The sequence below is a fragment of the Chloroflexus sp. genome (assembly GCF_034434295.1).
Taxonomy (GTDB): domain Bacteria; phylum Chloroflexota; class Chloroflexia; order Chloroflexales; family Chloroflexaceae; genus Chloroflexus.
Genome location: NZ_DAOTZQ010000073.1, coordinates 1 through 21,914 on the forward strand (window position 1 = coordinate 1; position 21,914 = coordinate 21,914).

Annotated in this window: 19 protein-coding genes; 12 read left to right on the plus strand and 7 right to left on the minus strand. The window is 56.6% G+C overall.

What is annotated here, in order from left to right:
• Nucleotides 1-295: 295 nt before the first annotated feature.
• From mtnP to VAE57_RS10520, 4 genes are all read left to right on the plus strand, one after another.
• Complete coding sequence (gene mtnP, locus VAE57_RS10505; RefSeq protein WP_322821834.1) at nt 296-1,162, plus strand: S-methyl-5'-thioadenosine phosphorylase; 867 nt, start codon at nt 296-298, stop codon at nt 1,160-1,162.
• Nucleotides 1,163-1,168: 6 nt separating this feature from the next.
• Nucleotides 1,169-1,924, plus strand: a complete 756-nt coding sequence (gene cofE / locus VAE57_RS10510) for a coenzyme F420-0:L-glutamate ligase (RefSeq protein ID WP_322821835.1) — start codon at nt 1,169-1,171, stop codon at nt 1,922-1,924.
• 4 nt (nt 1,925-1,928) lie between these two features.
• Nucleotides 1,929-2,531 (plus strand): nitroreductase family protein, encoded by a 603-nt coding sequence (locus VAE57_RS10515; protein ID WP_322821836.1) that lies wholly within the window; start codon nt 1,929-1,931, stop codon nt 2,529-2,531.
• 312 nt (nt 2,532-2,843) lie between these two features.
• Nucleotides 2,844-4,757, plus strand: coding sequence for a monovalent cation:proton antiporter family protein (locus VAE57_RS10520; protein WP_322821837.1), 1,914 nt, complete (start codon nt 2,844-2,846; stop codon nt 4,755-4,757).
• Nucleotides 4,758-4,769: 12 nt separating this feature from the next.
• Here VAE57_RS10520 and VAE57_RS10525 read toward each other — a convergent pair whose 3' ends face one another.
• Both VAE57_RS10525 and VAE57_RS10530 read right to left on the minus strand, forming a co-directional pair.
• Nucleotides 4,770-5,687, minus strand: coding sequence for an ABC transporter permease subunit (locus tag VAE57_RS10525; RefSeq protein ID WP_322821838.1), 918 nt, complete (start codon nt 5,685-5,687; stop codon nt 4,770-4,772).
• A 394-nt stretch (nt 5,688-6,081) separates the two neighbouring features.
• Nucleotides 6,082-6,981 (minus strand): ABC transporter ATP-binding protein, encoded by a 900-nt coding sequence (locus tag VAE57_RS10530; RefSeq protein WP_322821839.1) that lies wholly within the window; start codon nt 6,979-6,981, stop codon nt 6,082-6,084.
• Between the two features lie 157 nt (nt 6,982-7,138).
• Between VAE57_RS10530 and VAE57_RS10535 the strand changes: the two genes are divergently transcribed.
• Nucleotides 7,139-7,699, plus strand: coding sequence for a hypothetical protein (locus VAE57_RS10535; RefSeq protein WP_322821840.1), 561 nt, complete (start codon nt 7,139-7,141; stop codon nt 7,697-7,699).
• Between the two features lie 150 nt (nt 7,700-7,849).
• Here the strand turns inward: VAE57_RS10535 and VAE57_RS10540 are convergent, their stop codons facing one another.
• Complete coding sequence (locus tag VAE57_RS10540) at nt 7,850-8,974, minus strand: FAD-dependent oxidoreductase (RefSeq protein ID WP_322821841.1); 1,125 nt, start codon at nt 8,972-8,974, stop codon at nt 7,850-7,852.
• A 260-nt stretch (nt 8,975-9,234) separates the two neighbouring features.
• On the opposite strand from VAE57_RS10540, the gene VAE57_RS10545 reads away from it, so the two are divergent.
• Genes VAE57_RS10545 through VAE57_RS10565 form a run of 5 tightly spaced genes read left to right on the plus strand, consistent with a single transcriptional unit; the run spans nt 9,235 to nt 13,068 of the window.
• On the plus strand, nt 9,235-10,266 hold the full coding sequence (locus tag VAE57_RS10545; protein ID WP_322821842.1) for a lysylphosphatidylglycerol synthase transmembrane domain-containing protein: 1,032 nt from the start codon (nt 9,235-9,237) through the stop codon (nt 10,264-10,266).
• Nucleotides 10,263-10,670: an HIT family protein gene (locus tag VAE57_RS10550; RefSeq protein WP_012259444.1), complete on the plus strand. Its 408-nt coding sequence runs from the start codon at nt 10,263-10,265 to the stop codon at nt 10,668-10,670. Before VAE57_RS10545 ends, VAE57_RS10550 begins: the two co-directional genes overlap by 4 nt.
• 10 nt (nt 10,671-10,680) lie before the next feature.
• Nucleotides 10,681-11,541 carry a hypothetical protein gene (locus VAE57_RS10555; protein ID WP_322821843.1) on the plus strand — a complete coding sequence of 287 codons (861 nt, stop codon included), beginning with the start codon at nt 10,681-10,683 and terminating at the stop codon, nt 11,539-11,541.
• A gap of 28 nt (nt 11,542-11,569) precedes the next feature.
• On the plus strand, nt 11,570-12,040 hold the full coding sequence (locus VAE57_RS10560) for a hypothetical protein (protein ID WP_322821844.1): 471 nt from the start codon (nt 11,570-11,572) through the stop codon (nt 12,038-12,040).
• 29 nt (nt 12,041-12,069) lie between these two features.
• Nucleotides 12,070-13,068, plus strand: coding sequence for a ribose-phosphate pyrophosphokinase (locus tag VAE57_RS10565; RefSeq protein WP_322821845.1), 999 nt, complete (start codon nt 12,070-12,072; stop codon nt 13,066-13,068).
• 44 nt (nt 13,069-13,112) lie between these two features.
• On the opposite strand, the gene radC is transcribed toward VAE57_RS10565, so the two are convergent.
• The 4 genes from radC to VAE57_RS10585 form a co-directional block, all read right to left on the minus strand.
• Nucleotides 13,113-13,802, minus strand: coding sequence for a RadC family protein (radC, locus tag VAE57_RS10570; RefSeq protein ID WP_322821846.1), 690 nt, complete (start codon nt 13,800-13,802; stop codon nt 13,113-13,115).
• Between the two features lie 75 nt (nt 13,803-13,877).
• The gene (locus VAE57_RS10575; RefSeq protein WP_322821847.1) at nt 13,878-15,590 is read right to left on the minus strand and encodes a universal stress protein; all 1,713 of its coding nucleotides are present in this window, start codon (nt 15,588-15,590) and stop codon (nt 13,878-13,880) included.
• 114 nt (nt 15,591-15,704) lie between these two features.
• The gene (locus tag VAE57_RS10580; RefSeq protein WP_322821848.1) at nt 15,705-15,905 is read right to left on the minus strand and encodes a hypothetical protein; all 201 of its coding nucleotides are present in this window, start codon (nt 15,903-15,905) and stop codon (nt 15,705-15,707) included.
• 546 nt (nt 15,906-16,451) lie between these two features.
• Nucleotides 16,452-18,050, minus strand: coding sequence for an NADH-quinone oxidoreductase subunit M (locus VAE57_RS10585; protein ID WP_322821849.1), 1,599 nt, complete (start codon nt 18,048-18,050; stop codon nt 16,452-16,454).
• Nucleotides 18,051-18,676: 626 nt separating this feature from the next.
• Here VAE57_RS10585 and VAE57_RS10590 point away from each other — a divergent pair.
• Together VAE57_RS10590 and VAE57_RS10595 are read left to right on the plus strand one after the other, a co-directional pair.
• Nucleotides 18,677-19,468 carry a TatD family hydrolase gene (locus VAE57_RS10590; protein ID WP_322821850.1) on the plus strand — a complete coding sequence of 264 codons (792 nt, stop codon included), beginning with the start codon at nt 18,677-18,679 and terminating at the stop codon, nt 19,466-19,468.
• A gap of 5 nt (nt 19,469-19,473) precedes the next feature.
• The gene (locus VAE57_RS10595; protein WP_322821851.1) at nt 19,474-21,861 is read left to right on the plus strand and encodes a transglutaminase TgpA family protein; all 2,388 of its coding nucleotides are present in this window, start codon (nt 19,474-19,476) and stop codon (nt 21,859-21,861) included.
• The last annotated feature ends 53 nt before the right edge of the window (nt 21,862-21,914 follow it).

Genomic DNA, 21,914 nt, shown 5'->3' on the forward strand with positions numbered 1-21,914 from the left:
ACGATCTGGCACGTGTCACGTCGTTGACCCGGCTGGTCACGCGGGTGCCGGGTGTGCTCGTCACGATCAAGGAATCGGTCGGCAATGAATGAGATACCTTCATAATAGATGTTTTTTGAAACAGGTTCTCGTCACAGGTGCCATCCCCTCGTGCGCACAGCTTCTCTGCCACCCGCAGGCAATCGTAGCACGGCACCACCCCGGTCACGGTACTTCACCCCGTCACCTTGTCACCCCGCGCCCCCTGCGGTATACTGCTCTATGGCGTAGTCTGCTAGACAAAGGAGCATTCCCCATGCATAGCGCAACAATCGGTGTGATTGGTGGTAGCGGTCTCTATGCCATGCCCGACCTCAAAAACCCGGAAGAGGTTCGCCTGACGACACCGTTCGGCGATCCGAGCGATGCGTTTATCATCGGTGAACTGGAAGGGCGACGGGTGGCGTTCCTGCCGCGGCATGGGCGTGGTCATCGCCTGAACCCCAGCGAAGTGCCGGCACGGGCGAATATCTATGCGTTTAAGCTGTTGGGAGTGCGGGCTTTGATCTCGGTAAGTGCAGTTGGTTCGCTCCGCGAGGATTATGCCCCCGGCCACGCCGTGATCCCCGATCAGATTTTTGATCGCACCAAGGGCATTCGTCCAGCAACCTTCTTCGAGGGCGGCGTAGTGGCGCACGTAGCCTTTGATCGCCCCTTCTGCCCTCATCTGAGCAATATTCTGCTGCACGCGGCACAGGCTGCCGGTGCGGTTGTGCACCAGGGTGGAACACTCGTGGTCATGGAGGGGCCGCAATTCTCGACCAAAGCTGAGAGCGAAGAGAACCGTCGCCGTGGTCATAGCCTGATCGGGATGACGGCACTTCCCGAAGCAAAGCTGGCCCGTGAAGCCGAGATCGCCTACGCCACTCTGGCCATGGTGACCGACTACGATGTCTGGCATCCCGAACACGATGCCGTGACTGCCGATCAGGTGATGAAGGTGCTGAGCACAAATGTAACCCTCTCGCAGCAGATTGTGCGTCACGCTGTGGCCCAGATTGATGAGCACTTTACCAGTCCGGCGCATGATGCCCTACGCTATGCTATCGTTACTCATCCCGATTACATTCCGGCAGCCGTGAAAGAGCGTTTGGCCCCAATCGCCGGACGCTACTGGTCGTGAGGCGTTATGCAAGGTGAGATACGGATTTTGCCGTTGCGCGGGATCGGTGAGGTGCGGCCGGGTGATGACCTGGTGGCAATACTGGCTACGGCTATCGATGCCGCAGGCGGCCTGGAACAGGGCGACATTCTGGTCGTCACGCAGAAGATTGTCTCGAAGGCTGAGGGTCGCCTGGTCGATCCATCAACCATCGAGCCATCACCCTTTGCGCAAGAGATCGCCCGTACCGCGAAGAAAGATGCCCGTTATCAAGAGGTGGTGCTGCGCGAGAGTAAGCGCATCGTGAAGATGGCGAATGGCGTCCTCATCACCGAAACCCGTCACGGTCTGGTGTGTGCCAACAGTGGGGTTGACGAGTCAAATGTGGATGGTGGGCGGCGGCTGGCGTTGTTGCCGCTCGATCCCGACGCCAGTGCCGCGGCCTTGCGCGAAGGGTTGGCCCAACGCTACGATTACGCACCGGCTGTGATTATTACCGACACCTTCGGTCGGCCATGGCGCGAGGGGCAGGTGAATGTGGCGATTGGGGTTGCCGGAATGCTGCCGCTCCACGATTTTGCTGGCGTCGCCGATCCGTATGGATATACGATGCAGGCAACGTTAATCGCTGTTGCCGATGAACTGGCTGCCGCCGCCGAGCTGGTTATGGGCAAGATTGATCGGGTGCCGGCGGCGATTATTCGTGGCTATCACTATCTACCCAGTCAGACTGCTACTGCTCGTCAATTGATCCGCGATCCGCGGTTTGATCTCTTTCGGTAAGCCAATGGATTTTTTTACGCTTGTTCAGATCCGGCGGACGGTGCGGTCGTTCCGTCCCGATCCGCCGCCGCGTGCGGCGATTGAGCAAATCCTCCTCGCCGCCAGTTGGGCACCATCGCCACACGGTCGCCAACCCTGGCGCTTTGTGGTAGTTGAGTCGCTCGAACGGAAACAGCTTCTGGCGCAGGCGATGGGGGCAGCCTGGCGTCATCACCTGGCCCTCGATGGTCTTGATCCGGCAACTATCGAGGTGCGGTTACAACGCTCGCAAGAGCGCGTGCTGAACGCGCCGGTCATTATTGTGCCCTGTCTCTACCTGAACGATCTCGACACCTATCCCGACGCTGAGCGTCAGGCTGCCGAGACGACGATGGCGATCCAGAGCCTGGGTTGTGCTGTTCAGAACATGTTGCTGGCCGCGTTTGCCCTTGGCCTGGCCGCAGGCTGGATGTGTGCCCCGCTGTTTGCACCGGCAGCCGTGCGTACTGCACTAGCCTTGGCCGACGATCTGCATCCCCAGGCGCTGATACCGATTGGCTACCTTGCCCACGAACCAAAACGGCGTCCGCGCCGTCCGCTGCACGAGTTGATCGTTCAGTGGTTGTAATGCTCTGGCTGGTTACGTCGCGGTCTAACCGAAGATGGTGATGATCGTCGCAGCATACAGCTTAAACATCGTCGAAATCAGCACTGTATGGCGTAATCGCACAAACAACGTGGTGAGCAGCCAGTTGCCATAGACGTGCTATGTTGCGTCTCACGGCAGCAACCTGGGTTCTACCCATCCTCTGTGTCCTCCGTGTCTCTGTGGTGACAAAGGTAGCAACTTGGGTTATGGTAGGCGCTCCGCCTATACTCATCCAACATCACACGTCTGATCGTGCCCGATGTTCAGTTTTTTGCAAAGGAGGTTACAGGATTGCAGACACTGATCTACCTGGCAGGTTTTGCTCTGATTTGTCTCGCATCGCACCGTATCGGACAGTGGTTTGCTCGGATACGCCTGCCGTACATTACTGGCTATCTCTTTACCGGTGTATTGGTTGGCTCATTTGGCTTACAACTCCTGCCCTCAAGCGCTGGCGAGAACCTGCGTTTCATCGATCAGATTGCGCTGGCAGTGATTGCATTTGTCGCCGGCAGTGAGTTGTTCTACAAAGACCTGCTCAGCCGTCTGCGATCTATCCTGTGGTCGCTGGGCATGATCGTTGTTATCGCACTGGGCTTCATCGGCACCACGCTCTTTTTCCTGCTCGATATTATCCCGTTCACGCAGGGGCTGAATATCGGTGACAAGATCGCCGTCGCACTCCTGGGATCGACCATTCTGCTGGCGCTCTCGCCACCGTCAACCATTGCGGTCATCAAAGAGCTACGTGCGCGTGGCCCGGCAACTCGCCTGATCCTGGGCCTGACCGTGGCAATGGATGTTGCCATCATCGTCATCTTTGCGATCAGTTCGTCGTTTGCCGTAGCTCTGGTTGAGGGTAGCGGAGTTAATCTCGCCTTCCTCGCATTGTTACTGCTCGATCTGATCCTGTCGGGTATTGCCGGTTATGGTGTCAGTCAGGTGCTGCAAGTTATCTTACGCCAAAGCTGGTCGCGATGGTTGAAGCTGACGCTTATCGTTGCCCTGGGGTACGGCATCTTTGCCGGTGCTGACTGGCTCAAGACGGTTTCGGCAGCGAGCTGGTCGATCAAAATCGTGATTGAGCCACTCCTCGTCGCGTTGATCAGTGGTTTCCTGATTACCAATTTCTCGCCGTACCGTGATGAGTTTGCTGAATTATTGCATGATATTAGTCCGGTCGTGTATGTTGCATTTTTTACAGTGACCGGTTTAGGGCTGAAGCTCGATATTCTGTTGACGGCACTGATCTTTGCTGTGGTTATCTTCCTCGTGCGTGCACTGGCAATCTTTAGCGGGAGCATGCTGGGCTTAACGATTGCCGGTGAGCCGGCACGTTTTCGGCCACTCCTCTGGCTGGGCCTGATCACACAGGCCGGCATCGCACTGGGTCTGGCGCGGGAAGCCTCGCTGCTGCTGCCGATGTTGGGCGATGCCTTTGCCACCTTGATCATTGCTGTGATCGTGCTGAATGAAATCTTCGGGCCGCTTACATTGCGCTTTGCCTTACAACGCCTGGGCGAAGCCAATCTGCCCGAACCCGGCATTCGCGAAGATGTTCGTGATGTACTCATCCTCGGCGTCGAGCAGCAATCTATCGCCCTGGCTCGCCAATTGAGTGCGTGGGGCTGGCAGGTACGGGTGGCGGATACGGATCGCGATCACGTGCAACGTCTGGCAGCCGAGGATGTAGACGAGCGCTACATTCCAGAGGTTAGTTTGCAGACGTTGAGTGGTCTGATTACACACGCCACCGATGCAGTGGTGGCTCTGTTGGAAAAAGATGAAGACAATCTGCGTGCCTGCCAGATCGCACTGGAAAAGTTTGGTGTGCCGCGTCTGATCGTGCGGCCCAACCGTTCTGAATTACGCGAGCAGTTTCGCGAGTTAGGTGCGATCATCGTCGATCCGGCTACGGCGATGGTGAACCTGCTCGAACAGGCGGTCCGTGCACCCCAATCCCTCTCGCTCCTCCTGCATACCGATCCGGTGTACGACGTGGTACAGATGACCGTCACCAATCGCGAGATCGATGGTCGTCTGGTGCGCGATCTGCGGCTCCCACCCGACGTATTGTTGCTTGAAATCAGCCGTGACGGTCAGGCAATCGTTCCTCACGGCTACACCCGGCTACGCCATGGCGACGAGCTAACCATTGTCGGCAAGCCTGATAGTCTGCGTGAAGTTGGTCTGTGTATTGGTTGACAATAAATATTGTTAGTTCGCCCCACCAATATCTTGCCGGGAGAGCGTGCGGTAGGCGCTGTAGCCAAAGATAGCACTGTAGACTGCGACAATGATCAGCGCCTGCCACTGCGATGGCAACAGACTGAGGTCGAGTGCCGAGGTCAGCACACTTTGATCGAGGCCGAACATTCGACTATTCTCGACGACCAGTCGGTTGATATTAGGCTGGAGCAAGAGATTGACCAGCGTGCGAATAAGCGGATCAACTACGCCGATGGTGTTGAGCGAGCCGGCACTCACATCAAAGGCAAGAAAGATCAAACCGCCACCGACGCCGGCGATCACCGAGCGGCCAAAGATAGCGCTGGCGCCGGCAATCAGGGTGTAGGGCAACATTACCACCAATGCCCGCAAGATACCGACCGGTACGAGGAGCACCTCTAAGAACCCGATGCGTTGTGGCAAACCAAGTACCGCACCGAAGAGCAGTGCCGGCAGGGTGCCGAGAACAAGCGTGATAAGAATCGCGACCAGCAATGCCAGTTGCAACGCTACCAGTTTGGCCAGCAAATAGGCACCTCGATGCGGCGCTCGCGTCAACAGAATACGCAGCGTTCCCCAGTTAAAATCGCTCCCAAAAATCCCGGCGGTGAGGATAATCGCCAGAATGCCACCGGTGCCGTTAATCGCACTCAGCATCGCTCCGAACACACCGGGCAAACTGAGCTGGAGTTTGATCTGTGCAATCGCTGCATCACCGAGCAGATTAAAGGTGACCTGCCCACCGCTGAACACACCCTCCTGCAACGCCACCACCAGAAACCAGAGGGTCTGTTGCAGCGCGGTCAGCAACAGAAAGATGCCCAACAACAGCAGTGCCATCGGTCGGCGTGAAATCTTGAGCCATTCCGCCGCCAGCAGATTCACAAACATGGTCCGAGTATTCATAAGCGATGACCCAATGTTGTATCTATCTTTATTCCGTCACTACCTGTCGGTAGTGTTGTGGTCTGTCTCCAGCAGATGAACCCCTGTCTGAGTTCGGGCAACGCTTCGTCTTGTAGCAGCACTCTCCCGTGTTGCCGATAGCCGTGGTGATCTGCGTACCAGATACTCGCGTTACCGGTGGCAGCACTGGCAACCATCACAATCACTCGCCGGGTTGCTTGCCTTGCCTGCCCGTCATGCGCGTTTCGCGTCGTGTGGCGTGCGGCAGCCATGCTGCTGCACCAGCCGTGCTCACGATCCGGTGCGTGTCACACTGTTAACCCTGCCGGTCACGGCGATGATGGGTGTACTCGTCGCGATCATGTCAATGCATGAGAGATTTGACATCACACCCCTACTCAGCTTTAGTCACAGTCAAGAAAAATTCCTCTAGCGAGCTGTGACTGGCGCCAATCTCGGCTACGACAATATCGGCCCGGATCAAGAGCGCATTGATCTCTGCTGTTCGATCTGCAGGGGCATCGATCAGGATCGCGTCTCCCTGCACGGTTACGCTATTGACCCACGACAACGTGCGCAAGAGACTTACTGCCGGCCCTGGATCGCCTTGCACTCGTAGTCGTACCCCTTGCCCACGGTGCAGCAACGTTGCCACATCGCCAGCGGCGATTAACTTGCCCTCTTTTAAGATGGCTACCCGGCTACAGAGCTGCTCAACTTCGTACAGCAGATGACTACAGAGCAGGATCGTTCGGCCACCGGCGGCCAGTTCACGGATCAAATTGCGAATTTCAACCGTACCTGCCGGATCGAGGCCATTGGTTGGCTCATCGAGCATGATCAATTCAGGATCGGGTAATAGAGCAGCCGCAATCGCCAGCCGTTGCTTCATACCCTGCGAATAGGTTGCTACCTTATCGCGGGCACGGTCACTCAATTCAACCGTTGCCAGTACCTGACCAACCCGCTCAGCCGGAATACCGCCGGCACGGGCCAGAACGTGGAGATTGTCGGCACCACTGAGGTATGGATAGAACGCTGGTGCCTCGATCATTGCCCCCACCCGGCGCAACGCCTCCGCCGGTTCCCGCTGGACATCGTGTCCAAGCACGATAGCCTGTCCCTTCGTCGGTCGCACCAGCCCCAACAGCATGGCGATGGTCGTGGTCTTGCCGGCACCGTTGGGGCCGAGAAAACCGAACACTTCCCCTTTGCCGACCGTCAGATTGAGCCGATCAACGGCAAGCCGTTTACCATACCGTTTGGTGAGTTCGATGGTTTCAATCGCATTCATATGACGTGTTCGTTGGCAATCTTGCTTTGTTGCATAATAACACACTCGCACCGGAATAGTATAAAAGTAATGTGTCCGTCGATTGACGATGACGGTTCGCGAAAGATATACGTTGTCTCGGTTAGTGCTCCCGTCTATACATATAGAAAGGAAAAGCATGAAACCGGGGCTTATCCTGTCTCTCCTGTTCCTCTTGTCGTTCGGTTGGTTGTCGTCTCCGATCCAGTCCGCTTCCCCCACTGCAACGGTAGCTGCTCTCCTTCCCGGTGATGATCCTTGTGTTTATCGCCCCTCCGTTCTCCGTTTTTTCTGTGATACCAACCGTAGTGGTGGCGATGCTGAATTTGTGCTTGTGTTCGGAATTGCCGGTGATACGCCCCTGCTCGGTGGTGTAAATGGTGATGGTCGTGATGACCCGTGTGTCTATCGCCCCTCGGTGCAGCGTTTCTTCTGCGATACTGCTCGCAACGGTGGTGACGCCGAGCAAATCATCATGTTCGGGATTCCTGATGACATCCCCTTACTCGGTGATCTCTACGGTGATGGCCGTGATGAGCCGTGTGTCTATCGACCCTCGGTGCTGCGTTTCTTCTGCGATACCGCCCGCGATGGCGGTGATGCTGATCTGATTATTGCATTCGGAATCGCCGGTGATGTACCGCTGATCGGGAGCGTTGCCCGTCAGTTCGGGGTTTATGTACCAATCGTGACCCGGTGAACGTCTCTTGTGCGCTTGCTGATCGGTTGGGCCGGGTAGCGATCTGTCGCTGCCCGGATCTGGCTCCACAGTGAGGATGGCCAGTTTCGACTCGTTATTGGTTGTAGGGGCAACTCAAGCGTCGACCCTACTGTCATACCGATGAGCAGATCAGCCATCTCTCCCCAACAAATCCAGCAACTGCGTTTGTCCACGGATCGCGGCATATGCTACCGCACGACCACAGAGCGCACCGATCACGTTGCCGGTGCCATTGTAGGCACCGATAGCCCACACGCCGGGGCGAACCTGGCGGGCAATCGGCAAGATGCTATCGCGACGGTATGCCACCTGAGCGGCCCAGCGCCGTTCAATCGCTGCCTGGCTACCGATCCGTTCCCGCAGTATCTGTTCGAGCGCGGCCTGGACTGCCGGCGAGGGTTGTGGCGGCGCATCCCATTCGCTCTCCGCAAAGCGGTCACGACAACCGCCCAGCGCAATCCGACCATCGGGAAGTTGCTGCCAGTAGTCGTAACCCCAGCGGGTGTACACGGGCCGGGGAATAGTGCAATGCGGATCGGGTGCTGTCGCCAGCATTTGGAGGCGGGTGGTGCGCACGGTATCGCGGAGTTCGGGCAGTAATCGCTCAAGACCACCGTCAACGGCGACGATGACTTGGCGGGCATGGATGGTGCCTTGCGGACAATGAACCGTTGTCCCGCTGATATCTAAAGCTGGTGTGTGCGTGAACAAGAGCACACCGCCGCGCTCGGCCTGCCGGGCTAGCCAGATGCAACGGTGTAACGGCTGGAATGCACCATCGGTTGGTATCAACAGACCCTCGCCTTCCGGCCCCCGATACGCTTCAACCGGCAGATCATCGGCACGCATTGCTGCCATCTGCGCCGTACAATCGGCCAGCTCCTCTGGCGACACGGCGATACGCAACGACCCCACTTGGCGCACAATCGTCGGCATCAGTGCTGCCATCCGTTCGATTTCACTGATTGTTAAGCGATAAATGGCAGCCGCCCGCTCACGACCGAGTTTGGCTACTGCGTCGTGGTAGAACGCGGCCAGACCGGCAAGTAAAAAGCCACCGTTCCGCCCCGCCGCCCCACCACCGATAGTCGAGGCATCGATACCGGCCACACGAGCGCCAAGGGTCAGCAATTCATAAATACAGCTTAACCCCGACCCGCCCAACCCAATCACACATACGTCAACCGCAATCTCATCGTTGAGTGCCGGAAAAGAGGGAATTGTCCCATCATTCCAAATCGGTTCGTTGTGCATCAGCGGCTCCATTGCTTCCTGCGCAGGGTTCCTTCTCCCTGAACCTGATGAAAAATTATACGCGATGATGACCGGGTGGCCCGGCAACGCATCCGGTCTGAGGGTGCGCAGGTTGCCCATGGCGCGGGCTTCCAGCCCGCATGCCAGCATCCTCGCCATCGCCGTCAGGTAGTTAAAGCCTGATCACTCACCCCGTTCGCACGCGCTGGTATGTCAACAGCACATGAACATCATAGCCTCTATGCTATAATTGAGCCGCTATGGAACAAAAAGCACCTGCAACTTCGCTGCGCACTAGCCTGCGCAAATCAATTCTCACCTCGCTTGCCATCGGTTTGGTGGTCGTGATCGCGATCAGCCTGTTCAGCGACCTACGGGCCGTCGGCAACGATCTGCTGTCATTCGACTGGATGCTGTTGCCGCTGATCCTGGTTGGCACCATCATCAATTACTGGCTACGCTGGCTGAAATGGGATTACTATCTACGCTACCTGAAGCTTGACCGCAATATCGACCGCTCGACCAGCGGTCTCATTTTTACTGCCGGTCTGGTCATGTCGGTAACCCCGGGCAAGATGGGGGAAGTCTTGAAGTCATTTCTGCTACGCCAGCGCAACGGCACCGCGATCAGCCGGTCGGCGCCGATTGTTCTGGCCGAGCGTTTGACCGATGGCATTGCCATGCTTCTCTTAATGGGATTGGGGCTCACGCTCTACCCGCCAGCGCGACCACTGTTTGTCGTTCTGGTACTGCTGACAATTGTCGGGATAGTGATTGTACAGCGTCAGTCGCTGGCGCTCTCGATCATCAGGTTCGTTGCCCGCTTACCATTTGGGCAACGTGTGGCCCCTCGTCTGGAAACAATCTACACAACCACCGCGCAATTGTTGCATTGGCGCATTCTGCTGGTTTCTACCCTGATCAGCGTGGTTTCATGGGGTTTTGAGTGTGTTGCTTTCTTCTTCGTGTTGATGGGAGTAGGCAGCGATCCCTCGTGGTTATTACTGTTGCAGGCAACGTTTATCTTTGCTGCCAGCACCCTCTTCGGCCTGGTCTCATTTCTGCCCGGCGGTTTGGGTGCATCAGAAGTCAGTAGCGTCGGTTTACTGGTAGCTCTGGTTGGCTTAAGCGCCAGTGCCGCAACGACGGCGACGATTGTGATCAGGTTCTGTACACTGTGGTTCGGGGTATTGTTGGGAGTGATTGCACTGGCCTGGCTGAGCCGTCGTTCAGCCACAGCAGGTGTGCAAGACGATGTAGCTTCGCTGAGTGATGTTTCGGAGGTGCTATGACATCGGTCTTTACGCGAATTGTACGCGGTGAAATTCCGGCGTTCAAGCTGTATGAAGATGATCTGACCCTCTCGTTTCTTGACATCAATCCAGCAGCACGCGGTCACGCGCTGGTGATTGCCAAGCCCGAATTACCCGGCCTCCTCGACTTACCTCCTGAGTTAGTCTCTGCCGTGGCTCTCACAACGCAACGTGTTGCACGAGCAATTGTTGAGGCGCTCAAACCGGATGGTTTCAACGTCATTCAAAATAACGGCGCAGCCGCCGGGCAGGTTGTTTTCCACTATCACGTACATATTATTCCGCGCTGGGAAGGGGATCGCTCGGTCAAGCTGTGGCGTCCCGGAACGATGAGTATGGACGATCTGCGGGCCGTTGCTGACGAGATACTCGCTCATATTTGAGGTGTGGCCGATGAGCGAACCTGTTTCTCCTCCGCCATCGTCAACGAAAACTGAACCGAATAGTGCTACGCCGTCCACACCGGCACCGGCGGCCGAGGCTGCGGCAACAAGGCCGTTGCGGCAGCGTCCGGCCCGTAACAATCGGTTACGCACCGGCATGGTCGTAGCACTGGTTGTGCTCTTGTTCATCATTCTGGCACTGATCATCGCCGGGATCGGTGATTTTCGCCGTCCATCCTCTGCCCAAAACCGGCTCACACCACGCGATCTGATTTTGCAACCGACGACCCTTGCCACCACTGTTGCTCTCCAGTCAAGTGCATCAACTACCGTTGTTGACATCGCCCCCCGCTTTGCTGCTGCCTACGAACAACTTGGCGGTTTGCGCCGGCTTGGACTACCGATCAGTCCCATGCTGCTGTTAAACGGGCGTGAGGTGCAGTGGTTTGAACGGGCTAGAGTGGAATACTGGCCTGAGCTGGCCGGTACACCCTATGAGTTTCAGATTGGCCTGGTGGGCGTAGAGTACGTTGCCGGACGCACCTTCTTGCGCCCCGAACCGTTTGAGTCACGTCCAGATTTACGCTATTTTCCCGAAACCGGCTTTGGTGTTGGTGGTCTCTTCCTTCAGTTCTGGGAAGAGAACGGCGGTCTGATGTCGTTTGGGTATCCTATCAGCGCTGAATTCGACGAGGTGCAACCAGATGGTCGGGCGTTTCGAGTCCAGTATTTCGAGCGTGCCCGCTTTGAACTGCATCCTGAAGCTGCCGGTACACCCTATGTGGTGCAATTAGGTCTCTTGGGTTCGGCTCTCTACTTTGGTGAGCCGCGGCCACAGACTGTGCAACCTCGTCCGACACCGGTACCGTAATACCTCTACGAGCGGGAACGGAGCAGGTATGGCGTCAGCACAACTCGATCTGGCTATTCTGGCGGCTGTCGTGCGGCAAGTGGGAGGCGAATCAAGTCAGGTTGCGCATGTGTTAGAATTGTTTCGCCGCCGGCTCATCGCCGATGGTCAACAACCAGTGCAGACGCTGTATGTCTATCGTTCTGCCGGTTCGGCAGAGCGTTCATCGGCGCCTCCTGGCCCTGATGCAATACCGCCTGCCCGGCCACGGCTGCTGCTCGCGTTTCTTAGCGCCGACGCTGCTGTCGGTTTTGCCCAACGCACCGGGCTGTCACGTTCACCGCGGTTGCTGACCATTTCACCAGCACGTGCACTGGCAGTTCTCCTGCAACAGTCGGGATTGAGTGCGTTGCATATCGCATACGATGATATGCCGGCTCCTGATGGACTACCGGTAGGCTGGCGATTGTCGCGGACTGAGCTGTTGGCGATGTTTGCAATCGACTCAGGCGTTGTTTGAAAGGTACCTCGCAGGCTAAGGAGGAAGGAATGGGAAGCCGCTTCGACGAGATGCGGATTTTTGCCGGCAATGGTAATCTACCACTGGCCAGGGCCATCAGTGAGCGCCTCGGCGTTCCGCTGGGTGATGTTACCATTGTGAAGTTTAGCAATGAGAATATCTTTGTCAGGCTTAATGAAAGTGTCCGTGAAAAGGATGTCTTCGTTATTCAATCACTGTCAATGCCCGATCTCAGCGATCGGATTATGGAATTGCTGATTTTACTCGATGCCTGTAAGCGTGCCTCTGCCGGGCGGATTACCGCTGTCATTCCTTATTACGCTTACGGGCGTACTGATAAGAAAGATCAGCCCCGTGTACCGATTACCGCCCGCTTGCTGGCCGATATGATCCAGGTTGCCGGTGCGCATCAGGTGATGACCATTGACCTGCACGCCGGGCAGATTCAGGGCTTTTTCTCGATCCCGATGGATGAACTGACAGCCATGAATCTGCTGGTGCGCTATTTTGCCGATAAGGGTTGGAACGATTTGATAGTCGTTTCGCCCGATGTCGGTTTCGCCAAGCGTGCCCGCAACTTCGCCGAAGCCCTGAACGCGCCGCTGGCGATTGCTGAAAAGCGACGGCTGCAACACTTTGATCGAAACGATGGTTCACTCACCGTTCCAGAAATTCTGAATCTGATCGGTGATGTGCGCGGCAAGCGTTGCCTGATTGTAGACGATGAAATTGCAACCGGCAGCTCGATTCTCGAAGTCGTGCAGTTGCTCGAAAAGGAGGGGGCGAGCGAGATTTATGCCTGCTGCGTTCACCCGGTGTTCGCCGGGAATGCTATCGAGCGCCTGCGAGCAAGCTCGATCCGAGAGGTTGTGGTGACCGATACATTACCGGTTGCTCCGGAACGACGCTGGCCCGGCCTGACAATCCTCTCGGTCAGTACGTTAATTGCTGAAGTCATCCAGCGCATCCATAGCGGCGTGAGTGTCGATACGATATTTCAACATCGTCGCCATCCAGCATTAAGCTAAGATTGCAGGGTGCGACCTCATATACCGGTGTCGCACCCCTGTGCTTACTCGAACCCCAGACCTCGTTCACGTAAACTGACGTAGCGACCATTTCCGATAATCAGGTGATCGACTACGTCAATATCCAGCAAACGACCGGCGGAAACTAATTGCCTGGTGATCTCGATATCTTCCATCGACGGTGTCGGTTCGCCTGATGGATGGTTGTGGACAACGATGATTCCTGCACTGTTACGCCGCACCGCCTCTTTGAATACCTCGCCGACACGTACATTAGCCGAATTGAGGCTGCCAATATACACCGTGGTGATCTGTTGCACTCGATTCTTGGTGTCGAGTAAAATCGTGCGCAGATGCTCCTGATCGAGATGACTCATTTCGACTAACAGCAATGTCGCCACATCAGCCGGTGAGCGGATGGGAAACCGCTCTTCGATGGCGCTTCTGGCCAGGCGACGCCCGATCTCAAGCGCGGCTTTGACGCTGGCCGCTTTACTCACCCCCATCCCATGCAGCCGACAAAGCTCTTGAAAGTCCAGGCGTTGCAGTCCTTGCAGCCCACCACTTTCTGCGAGCAGTTGTTGCGCCAACTGTAAGACGTTGGTGCCACTGGTGCCAACCCGCAATAGGATCGCCAGTAATTCGGCATCGCTTAGTGACCCTGCCCCCTGCCGGGCCAGCCGCTCTCGTGGTTGATCGTGGATCGGTTGTTCGTGAATTCGTAGTGAGATCATGCATCCCTCGCGCTGAAATGACGGCTCTATTATATATACCGTTGAGAGATGCCAAAAGGTTCACACGAATTTTTTTCACTGGCAGATAATTGTCGGTAGCCGACGGGTACGCAGTAGGGCTTCGGTGGTTGAGCCGATTACCAGATCACTTAGTGGATCGCGATGACCGTAGCCTCCCATCACCACCAGATCACTGCGGGTCTGCTCGGCAGCACGGATAATCGCTGTCGCCGGTTCACCCCGTTCAAGGATATAACCAGCGGCAATGTTATACCGTTCGAGATAGCGAAATGCCCGTAATCGTACCTGTTCCGCTTCAGCTTTCCCTTCAAGAATAGTGACCACATTGAGTGACAATTGCCAGCGTGCAGCCAGGTACGTGGCCAGGTATAACGCTTCTTCAGCTTTGCGACTACCATCATACGCCAGCAACAGCCGCTCAATATGCTCTACCGCATGCGGCACTGTCAACACCGGGCGCACCGAGCAGCGGAGAATAGTGCGTAGACCAGACGTCAGCCTGGCCAGCGGCGAGCGTCCGGGTGGGTGATTGATCTGAATCGCTACCAAATCGACCAGGCGGGCACGCTCGCGAATAGCCCGGTCGATAGTACCGACGTCAATCGCACACTCGCCGTGGACACCGGCAGCAGCGCAGCGTTCGATAAACTCACGGGCTATCGCCTGAGCGGCTGCTGAATTGCGTTGATTGACACTACGTACCACGTGAAGGCCGAGTGGTCGTATCGGTTCGCGTTTTGCCCAGGCCAGAATCTGTTCGAGAACCTGCCACCCATCAGGTGTGCCGTTTACCGGCACCAGCACCTCGCGGAAGAGCCAGGATGCCGGATCGAGAGTACGGTTTCGTCGCCAGACACCGGCTGGAACTGCCGGTTCGAGGTTGTCGGGGATCATCCGATCAAGCAGTTGTTCAGCCCGTCCTGGTGAATCTACCAGGTCTTCGATTGCCTGAGTAAGGCTAATGTCCCAGCCCAACTGTTTGCTCAGCTCATCGCGGTGATCGCAGAGCCAGAGATAGAGGTCGGTGGTGCTGCGCTGTGGAAAATCGCGCAACAGACCGCGCTCGTGAATCAGATCGGCTATTGGCCGATAGACCTGATCGTACCAGACGCATGCCGCTTCAGAGAGCGATGGTGTGTAATCGGATGTCGCTAATCGCTGTTGAATGTGCTCGATCTGCTGGCGCAACTTGTCATACTGACCGGCAACCGTGACCCGCAAATCACAGCCGGGACGTAGTTCATCGAGGCGTGTAGCTTCGAGAAAATCGGCGTATTCACCGGCAATAATGATCTCTTCCAGAGTCATCGACGGGTCAACTGGCGCTCGTGCTTTCAATGGCACAACATACGCCTGGATGTGATCCATCCCTATCTGACGGGCAACGGAGACTCGGTGATTGCCATCGATAACGAAGTAGGCGTCGCCAATCTGGTAGACTTCAATCGGTGGCCAGCCGTGCAAACTGTCGACGGCTGCCATCACCCGCGACCAGCGTTGCCAGTCATCATCGCGACGTGGCAAAAAACTGCGGTTGAAGTCGTGATACCGACCAACACTGCCGACAATCGCATTCAGAGGAATCTCGCGCAGTTGGCGTTCACCGGCCAGTTTCGCGTGTACACGTTGGCGCACTTCTTCAAATGACAACAAATCGTCTGACCGGCCTTGCAAACGGGCCAGCAGATGCTCAAGATCGGCACGCCAGCGCAAGCGCTGAAAATCGTATAATGCCGCAACAATGCGTCCATCGGCTGATTCTTCCATAGCAGGAGATACTATACCATAGAACGTTGCTGGAGTAACCGGGTGCCACTTATTCAGAACGTAAGAGCCGTGTTGTTGTGCTCCCAGACGTTCACCCAGGCGCATGCACGCCTGTCAATCGCCAACGACAGTATATCCTGCTCCCAGGCTGTCGGTATCGCAGCGAGAAGTGCTACCGCCAATCGCCGGTGCCATTCCATGCCGGATTGGTTGTCTTGCCCGTTCATTATGCGTACGTCGCCCAGTATGGAGTGCGGCAGTCACGCTGCCGTAACTGGTGTCAACCACGTGCGGATCAGCGGGTATGACCGCCATGGGTGCTGCCTTAGGCGACTGACCCGGTGGCAGCGCACCGCTCCAGCCGTGCCAGCACGTGCGGGATGAGGTGCCTTCCCCGTGCGTCATGCCCGTGTCGCGGCGTGTGGAGTGCGGCAGCCATGCTGCCGCAGCAGCCGTGCTTCCGATCCGGTGCGTGACACACCGGTACCCCTCCTGGTCACGGGGAAGCTGGATGTGCTCGTTTTGATCATCGCGTCGGGCAGGCATGCATACGATGCCTGCTCGTAGACGTGGTGTTGTAAGCGGTTCCCGCCTGCGCATCATCGGCCACGGCCGGCACCTGACGACAGTGGCGATGATGCCTGTACGCCGGCTGGCAGCCCACACCACGGAGAACGCTGTCGAGCACGCCCGTCCCCACTCCCCCAACGGGAACGGGGAAACATTTCATAAAAAACACCCTCCCCCAGCGGGGTATCCCTACATAAAAAACACCCTCCCTCAGTGGGGTATCCCTACATAAAAAACACCCTCCCCCAGCGGGGGAGGGCAGGGGTGGGGGCAATAACTTACAACCCGACGCTACCACCCAATCAACTGGGCTGCGGCCTGCACTGCCGGCGTCAAAGCGTCAACCATACCCTGAACAGAACCGGTAGTACCACTCAGCAGCAGGTTGGGGAACAGGCCGAGAACAACCATAGCCGCTGCCAACACACCCAGGGTCAGCAGCTCACGGCGCTGCAAATCCGGTAGATCGAGATGAGCGGTATTGCGGACTTCACCCATAAAGCCCATGTGGAACGCCCGCAGCGCGTAAACCGCAGCCAGAATAATCCCAATTGCTGCCCCGATGGCAAACGGCCATCCCAACAGGGGAGAGGTAAAGATGCCCTGAAGCATCGTGAACTCACCGACAAACCCGCTCAGACCGGGCAGACCGGCCATCGCCAGCAGGGTCAGTAATGTCAAACCGGCGTAGACAGGGGTCACCTGCCACAAACCGCCGAGGGTGCTGAAATCGCGGCTATCACGGCGCTCCTCAATCACAGCCACGATCAGCAAGAGCGCAGCCATCATAACACCGTGGGCCACCATCTGGAACAACGCTCCATTGATACCGATGGTATTCAGTGCCATAACGCCGAGGGCCACAAAGTTCATGTGGCTGATCGAGGCATACGCGATCATCCGCTGCATATCGCGCTGCGTGAAGGCGATCAATGCGCCGTAAATGATCCCGATCACGGCCAGTACAGCGACAACCGGGGCTACCCAGGACATTACTTCGGGGAATAGGGTGGCATTGAAGCGGATCAAACCGTAGACACCGAATTTTGCCATCAAACCGGCCAGAATAATTGCGACCGGAGTCGGGGCCACGCTGTAAGCATCAGGCAGCCAGGTGTGGAATGGCCAGAGCGCCAGTTTGATTGCAAATGCCACAAAAAATGCCCCGAACAGCAAACGGGCAACCAGCGGGTCAAGCGTGAAGAGACCGGCCCGCAGATCGGCCACAATCTGGTTCAGCGCGAACGTACCGGTGTAACCCGGCTCAACCGCTGCTATCGCGTTGCGATGCAGAATGTGCAGACCGATAATCGCCAGCAGCATCAGCAGTGAACCGCTAAAGGTGTAGAGGAACAGCTTCAAAGCTGCTGCGGCTCGACCGTGGCCACCCCACATCCCAACCAGAAAGACCATCGGGATCAGGGCCAGCTCGTAGAAGACGTAGAAGAGCAGCATGTCCTGGGCAAGAAACACACCCAGAAACGCCGTCTCGGCCAGGAGCAGCAATGCCAGCAGCAAGCGCAAGCTGCGCGTTTGTCGTTGCCAGGTCGCTGCAATCGCGAATGGCGCCAGAAATGCAGTCAGACCAATCAGCCACAAATTGATCCCATCAACCCCAATGAAATAGCTGGCGCCAAATGCCGGTAACCATGCGACTGAGTCGACAAATTGCAGTGGTGGGCCTACGACGACACCGGAGGCAGGGCCGTATGGGCCAGTGTATAATAGACCAATAACAGTTCCCGCAACAACGAATGTCGCCAGAGCTGCACTCATCGCTGTCCAGCGGTAAAGAGCAGGACGACCAGCCGGCTGCAACAGGATGATGAGAGCACCAAGCGCCGGTAACCAGAGAAATAGTGATAGGATGGGTAGGCCGAGCAGATTCATGACGCCAGACCTTCTTTCTTTTACATAAAAAACATAAACCTACGCTGCGACCGAAGTACGATGTCGCAAGTCAACAGCTAACGCAGCTTCGTTACCTCATTAGGACAGCTTTGTCGAGGGAAAAAATTGTGTTGTGTGTAGAACAGTGTTGTCAGTTTGATACTGGTATCGAGATACCAGACGCTGTGTTCTACCACTGTGATATGAGGCTAGACCAAGGCAGCCACTCCCTTTTGTGATAAATATCACGTGTGCATGCCGCCTGTAGTGTTATACTCCAATTCTGCTTTCTTGTCAACTACCTTCTTTTCGGTTCTGTACGGTTCTCTGAGAGAGATTTAGTGTCAAGACATGATTTAAAGGGTCAGAACGGTTCATTAAATTGTGACCGTTGTCACAACAATCTTGCGAAAGATTAATGTCTTTGAGAGATATACGCCGCTGTCGCTGTAGAATGACTATACCCCGGCTATCGGTGCATCTGCTCACGTTCGTGTAATCATCACGATTCGGCACAGTTGCTTATGTGCTCTGAGTCGGGCTGTGCTTCTGCACGTCTTACCGTCTCCCGTTATAATACGCCTGATCTGGTATGGGCATGTATGCTACAATGATGTGGGATGCCTATGAAATCTACACTACGCTTAATTGACGCCCATCTCCACCTCGCATCGGAACAATTCAATGAGGATCGCAGTGCGGTCATCTTGCGGGCCATCGATGCCGGGGTCGCAGTGATGATCGAGATTGGCTACGATCTGGCATCCAGTCACGCAGCAGTCGCGCTGGCGAATGCGCATCCGGCGGTCTTTGCGGTTGTTGGGATTCAGCCCAATCATCTGCACGATCTGCCAGGGGATTGGATTGACCAGATACGCAGGCTGGCCGCCCATCCAAAGGTGGTCGCGATTGGTGAGATTGGTCTCGACTACTATTGGATGAAATCGCCACCAAGTGAGCAGGATGCGGCGTTTCGCGCCCAACTGACGCTGGCCAGTGAGTTGGGCTTGCCAGTTGTGATCCACGCTCGGGATGCGATGGCCGAGACGATTGCCGTGTTGCGCGATGCCGCTCGTGGGCCGGGGATCATGCATTCATTCTCAGGCGATTGGGCTGCTGCACAGGAGTGTTTGGAATTGGGCTTTTATCTCTCGCTGTCAGGCCCGCTGACGTTTCCCAAATCTGTTGCATTACACGAAGTGGCTCGTCTGGCACCGGCGGATCGGCTGTTGATCGAGACCGATAGCCCTTACCTCAGTCCCCATCCACACCGTGGGCAGCGCAATGAACCGAGTCGACTGGTGCATATCGGGCAGAAACTGGCCGAACTGCGTGGGCAGACGCTGGACAATCTGGCACCACAGCTCTGGCAGAATACGTTACACGCATTTCCCCGTCTGTCCACTGCTTTAGGATAGCAAGTATGAACCGTTCTTCGTTGTCAGTTTCAACCGGTTCGCTGAACATCTGGTGGATGCTACCGGGTCTTGGGCTGATCGGGTTTTTAACCGGTTCGGTTATTCGTAGCCTGACTATCTCCGGCTGGGCTGCAGGGCTGTCGATTTTGCCCGCGGTCGGCACGATGGCGTTCGTGGTTAGCCTGGTGTTGGTAAACTGGCAACGTCTTCATCGCTGGGCGGCCCACACGGTCTCGTTCCTGTTGGCGTGGGTCTGGATTGTGCAACAGGTCGGCCCCTTGCTCGATGAGCGACTGACCAGTTGGCGCGATCAGGCTGCCGAGCTGGTCATTCGGATTATTGGCTGGGTCCGTGTGCTCGCCAGTGGTGGTCGTGGCGAAGATATTGTGCTGTTCGTCGTCGCACTTGCCTTTCTCTCCTGGTGGCTGGTCTACGCAACGGTGTGGGCAGTCTTTCGCCAACGCCGTCCCTGGCTGCCTGTGATCGTGAACAGTACGGTATTTCTGGTTAACTATACCTATGTCCTGCCTAAACCGGATACAGAAGCACTGGTGTTGATTGCCAGCGCTTTGTTGTTGCTGGTGTATCACCACGTGATGCAGCGTCGGGCTGTTTGGGAAGCCCAACAGATCAGTTATCCAGACCTGTTGCCCCTCCGGGCAATGTGGGCGGCAACGGTTGTGGGGGTAGTGCTCATCCTGCTGACGGCTTTTCTTCCCTCGACCATCACAAGCGAACGTGCAGCGCAAACATGGGAGACGCTACGCATCCCGTTTCGCATAGCTCGTGCCGTGTGGGAAGATGCCTTTAGCACCATTAATGCCCCACCCGGTGCCGGGAGCATCTCGTTTACTGCCCGCACGGCGCCGCTCGGTGGGGCGCGATCACCGGGTCTCGATCTGGTGATGACGGTACGCTCATCACGCCTTGAATACTGGCGAGCTGTTGCGTTTGATCGCTACGACGGTTCGGGCTGGGTTAATACGACGGGGGAATTGGCTCGTTCGGCCCTGGGTGTCGCTACTGCCGAACAGGCGCGGACACCACTGGCTGCCGGTGAAACGCTGCCGGTGACAGATCGGCGAGCGCGGCGATTGATTACTCAAACGATCACGCTGGCTCAAGAACGGAATGATGATCTGCTGTCTTTTGGCGGGACACCATTACAATTCAGCTTGCCGGCTCAGGTTGAGCACCTGGTTGGCCGTGACGAGAATGGCGGTATCACGCCGATTTACGATGATGTGTCACTGGTCACCTCGCTGACGCCACTCAGCGCAGCAACAACATACACGGTGACAGCGTTGGTTTCGGTTGCTGATGTGCAGAGCCTGCGGAATGCCGGTACCGATTACCCGCAATGGGTTCGGGAACGCTACCTGCAATTACCGCCTAATTTGCCGGCGCGCGTGCGGGCTGAAGCAGCGCGGGTGATTGCCGCAGCTAATGCCGAAACGCCCTACGATCAGGCGATTGCGATTCAGGATTACCTGCGCCGTCTGACCTACAGCGAGGACATCCCTCCGCCGCCCAGTAATGTTGATCTGGTCGACTGGTTCCTCTTCGAGCAGCAATCCGGCTATTGCGACTACTTTGCCTCGGCGATGGTGGTGATGCTGCGTTCGGTTGGGGTTCCGGCGCGGTGGGTGCGTGGCTACGCCAGTGGTGATTACGACCCTGAACAGGGTATCTACCTGGTACGCGAGAACGTTGCACATAGCTGGCCCGAAGTCTACTTCCCCGGTATTGGCTGGGAACGATTTGAGCCAACAGCAGCGAGTTATACTTCGCTCCCAGAGCGGCCGTTGCAATCGGCGTTTGGTGATGAAGAAGAGGGGGTTGCCGGCAGCTTTAGCGGAACGGTGCCAGACCCAGGTCGCTTCGAGGAGCTTGAAGACGATTTCACGGCCACTGGTGTGAGTAGTGGCGCGGCTAGCTCGACAGCAGCGAACAATCCCTCTTCGGTTGGCAGTAGTCCACTGACCAGCTGGTTTTCAGTGATACTGGTCATATTGATGGGGATTGGCCTGATTGTGATCAGTGTCCGGTTGTGGCTTGCGCACGAAGTGCGCGGTCTGCGCCTGTCTGCTGCGGCCTATGCAGAGATGGGCTGGCTGGCCAGTATTGCCGGTCTGGCTCAACAACCCTGGGAGACGCCTTCAGAATATGCGCATCGCCTGGCCCACCTGTTTCCCGAACACGCAACGACCATTTACGGTATCGCAACTGCCTATGTTGCCGAGCGTTACCGACGTGGTGCGGTTGCCCGTGTACCAGGCGAAGACCATCGTCAGGCATTGCGACGGGCACTCACTCGTTACGCTGTTCAAAACGCTTTACAACGCCTTTGGCTGCCGTTACACAGGGGAGATCGGGTGGCAAGGCGACCGTAGTAGAAGTCATTGCCGCTATGTACCGCCACCACGCGGCGTCCTTAAGCGATCCA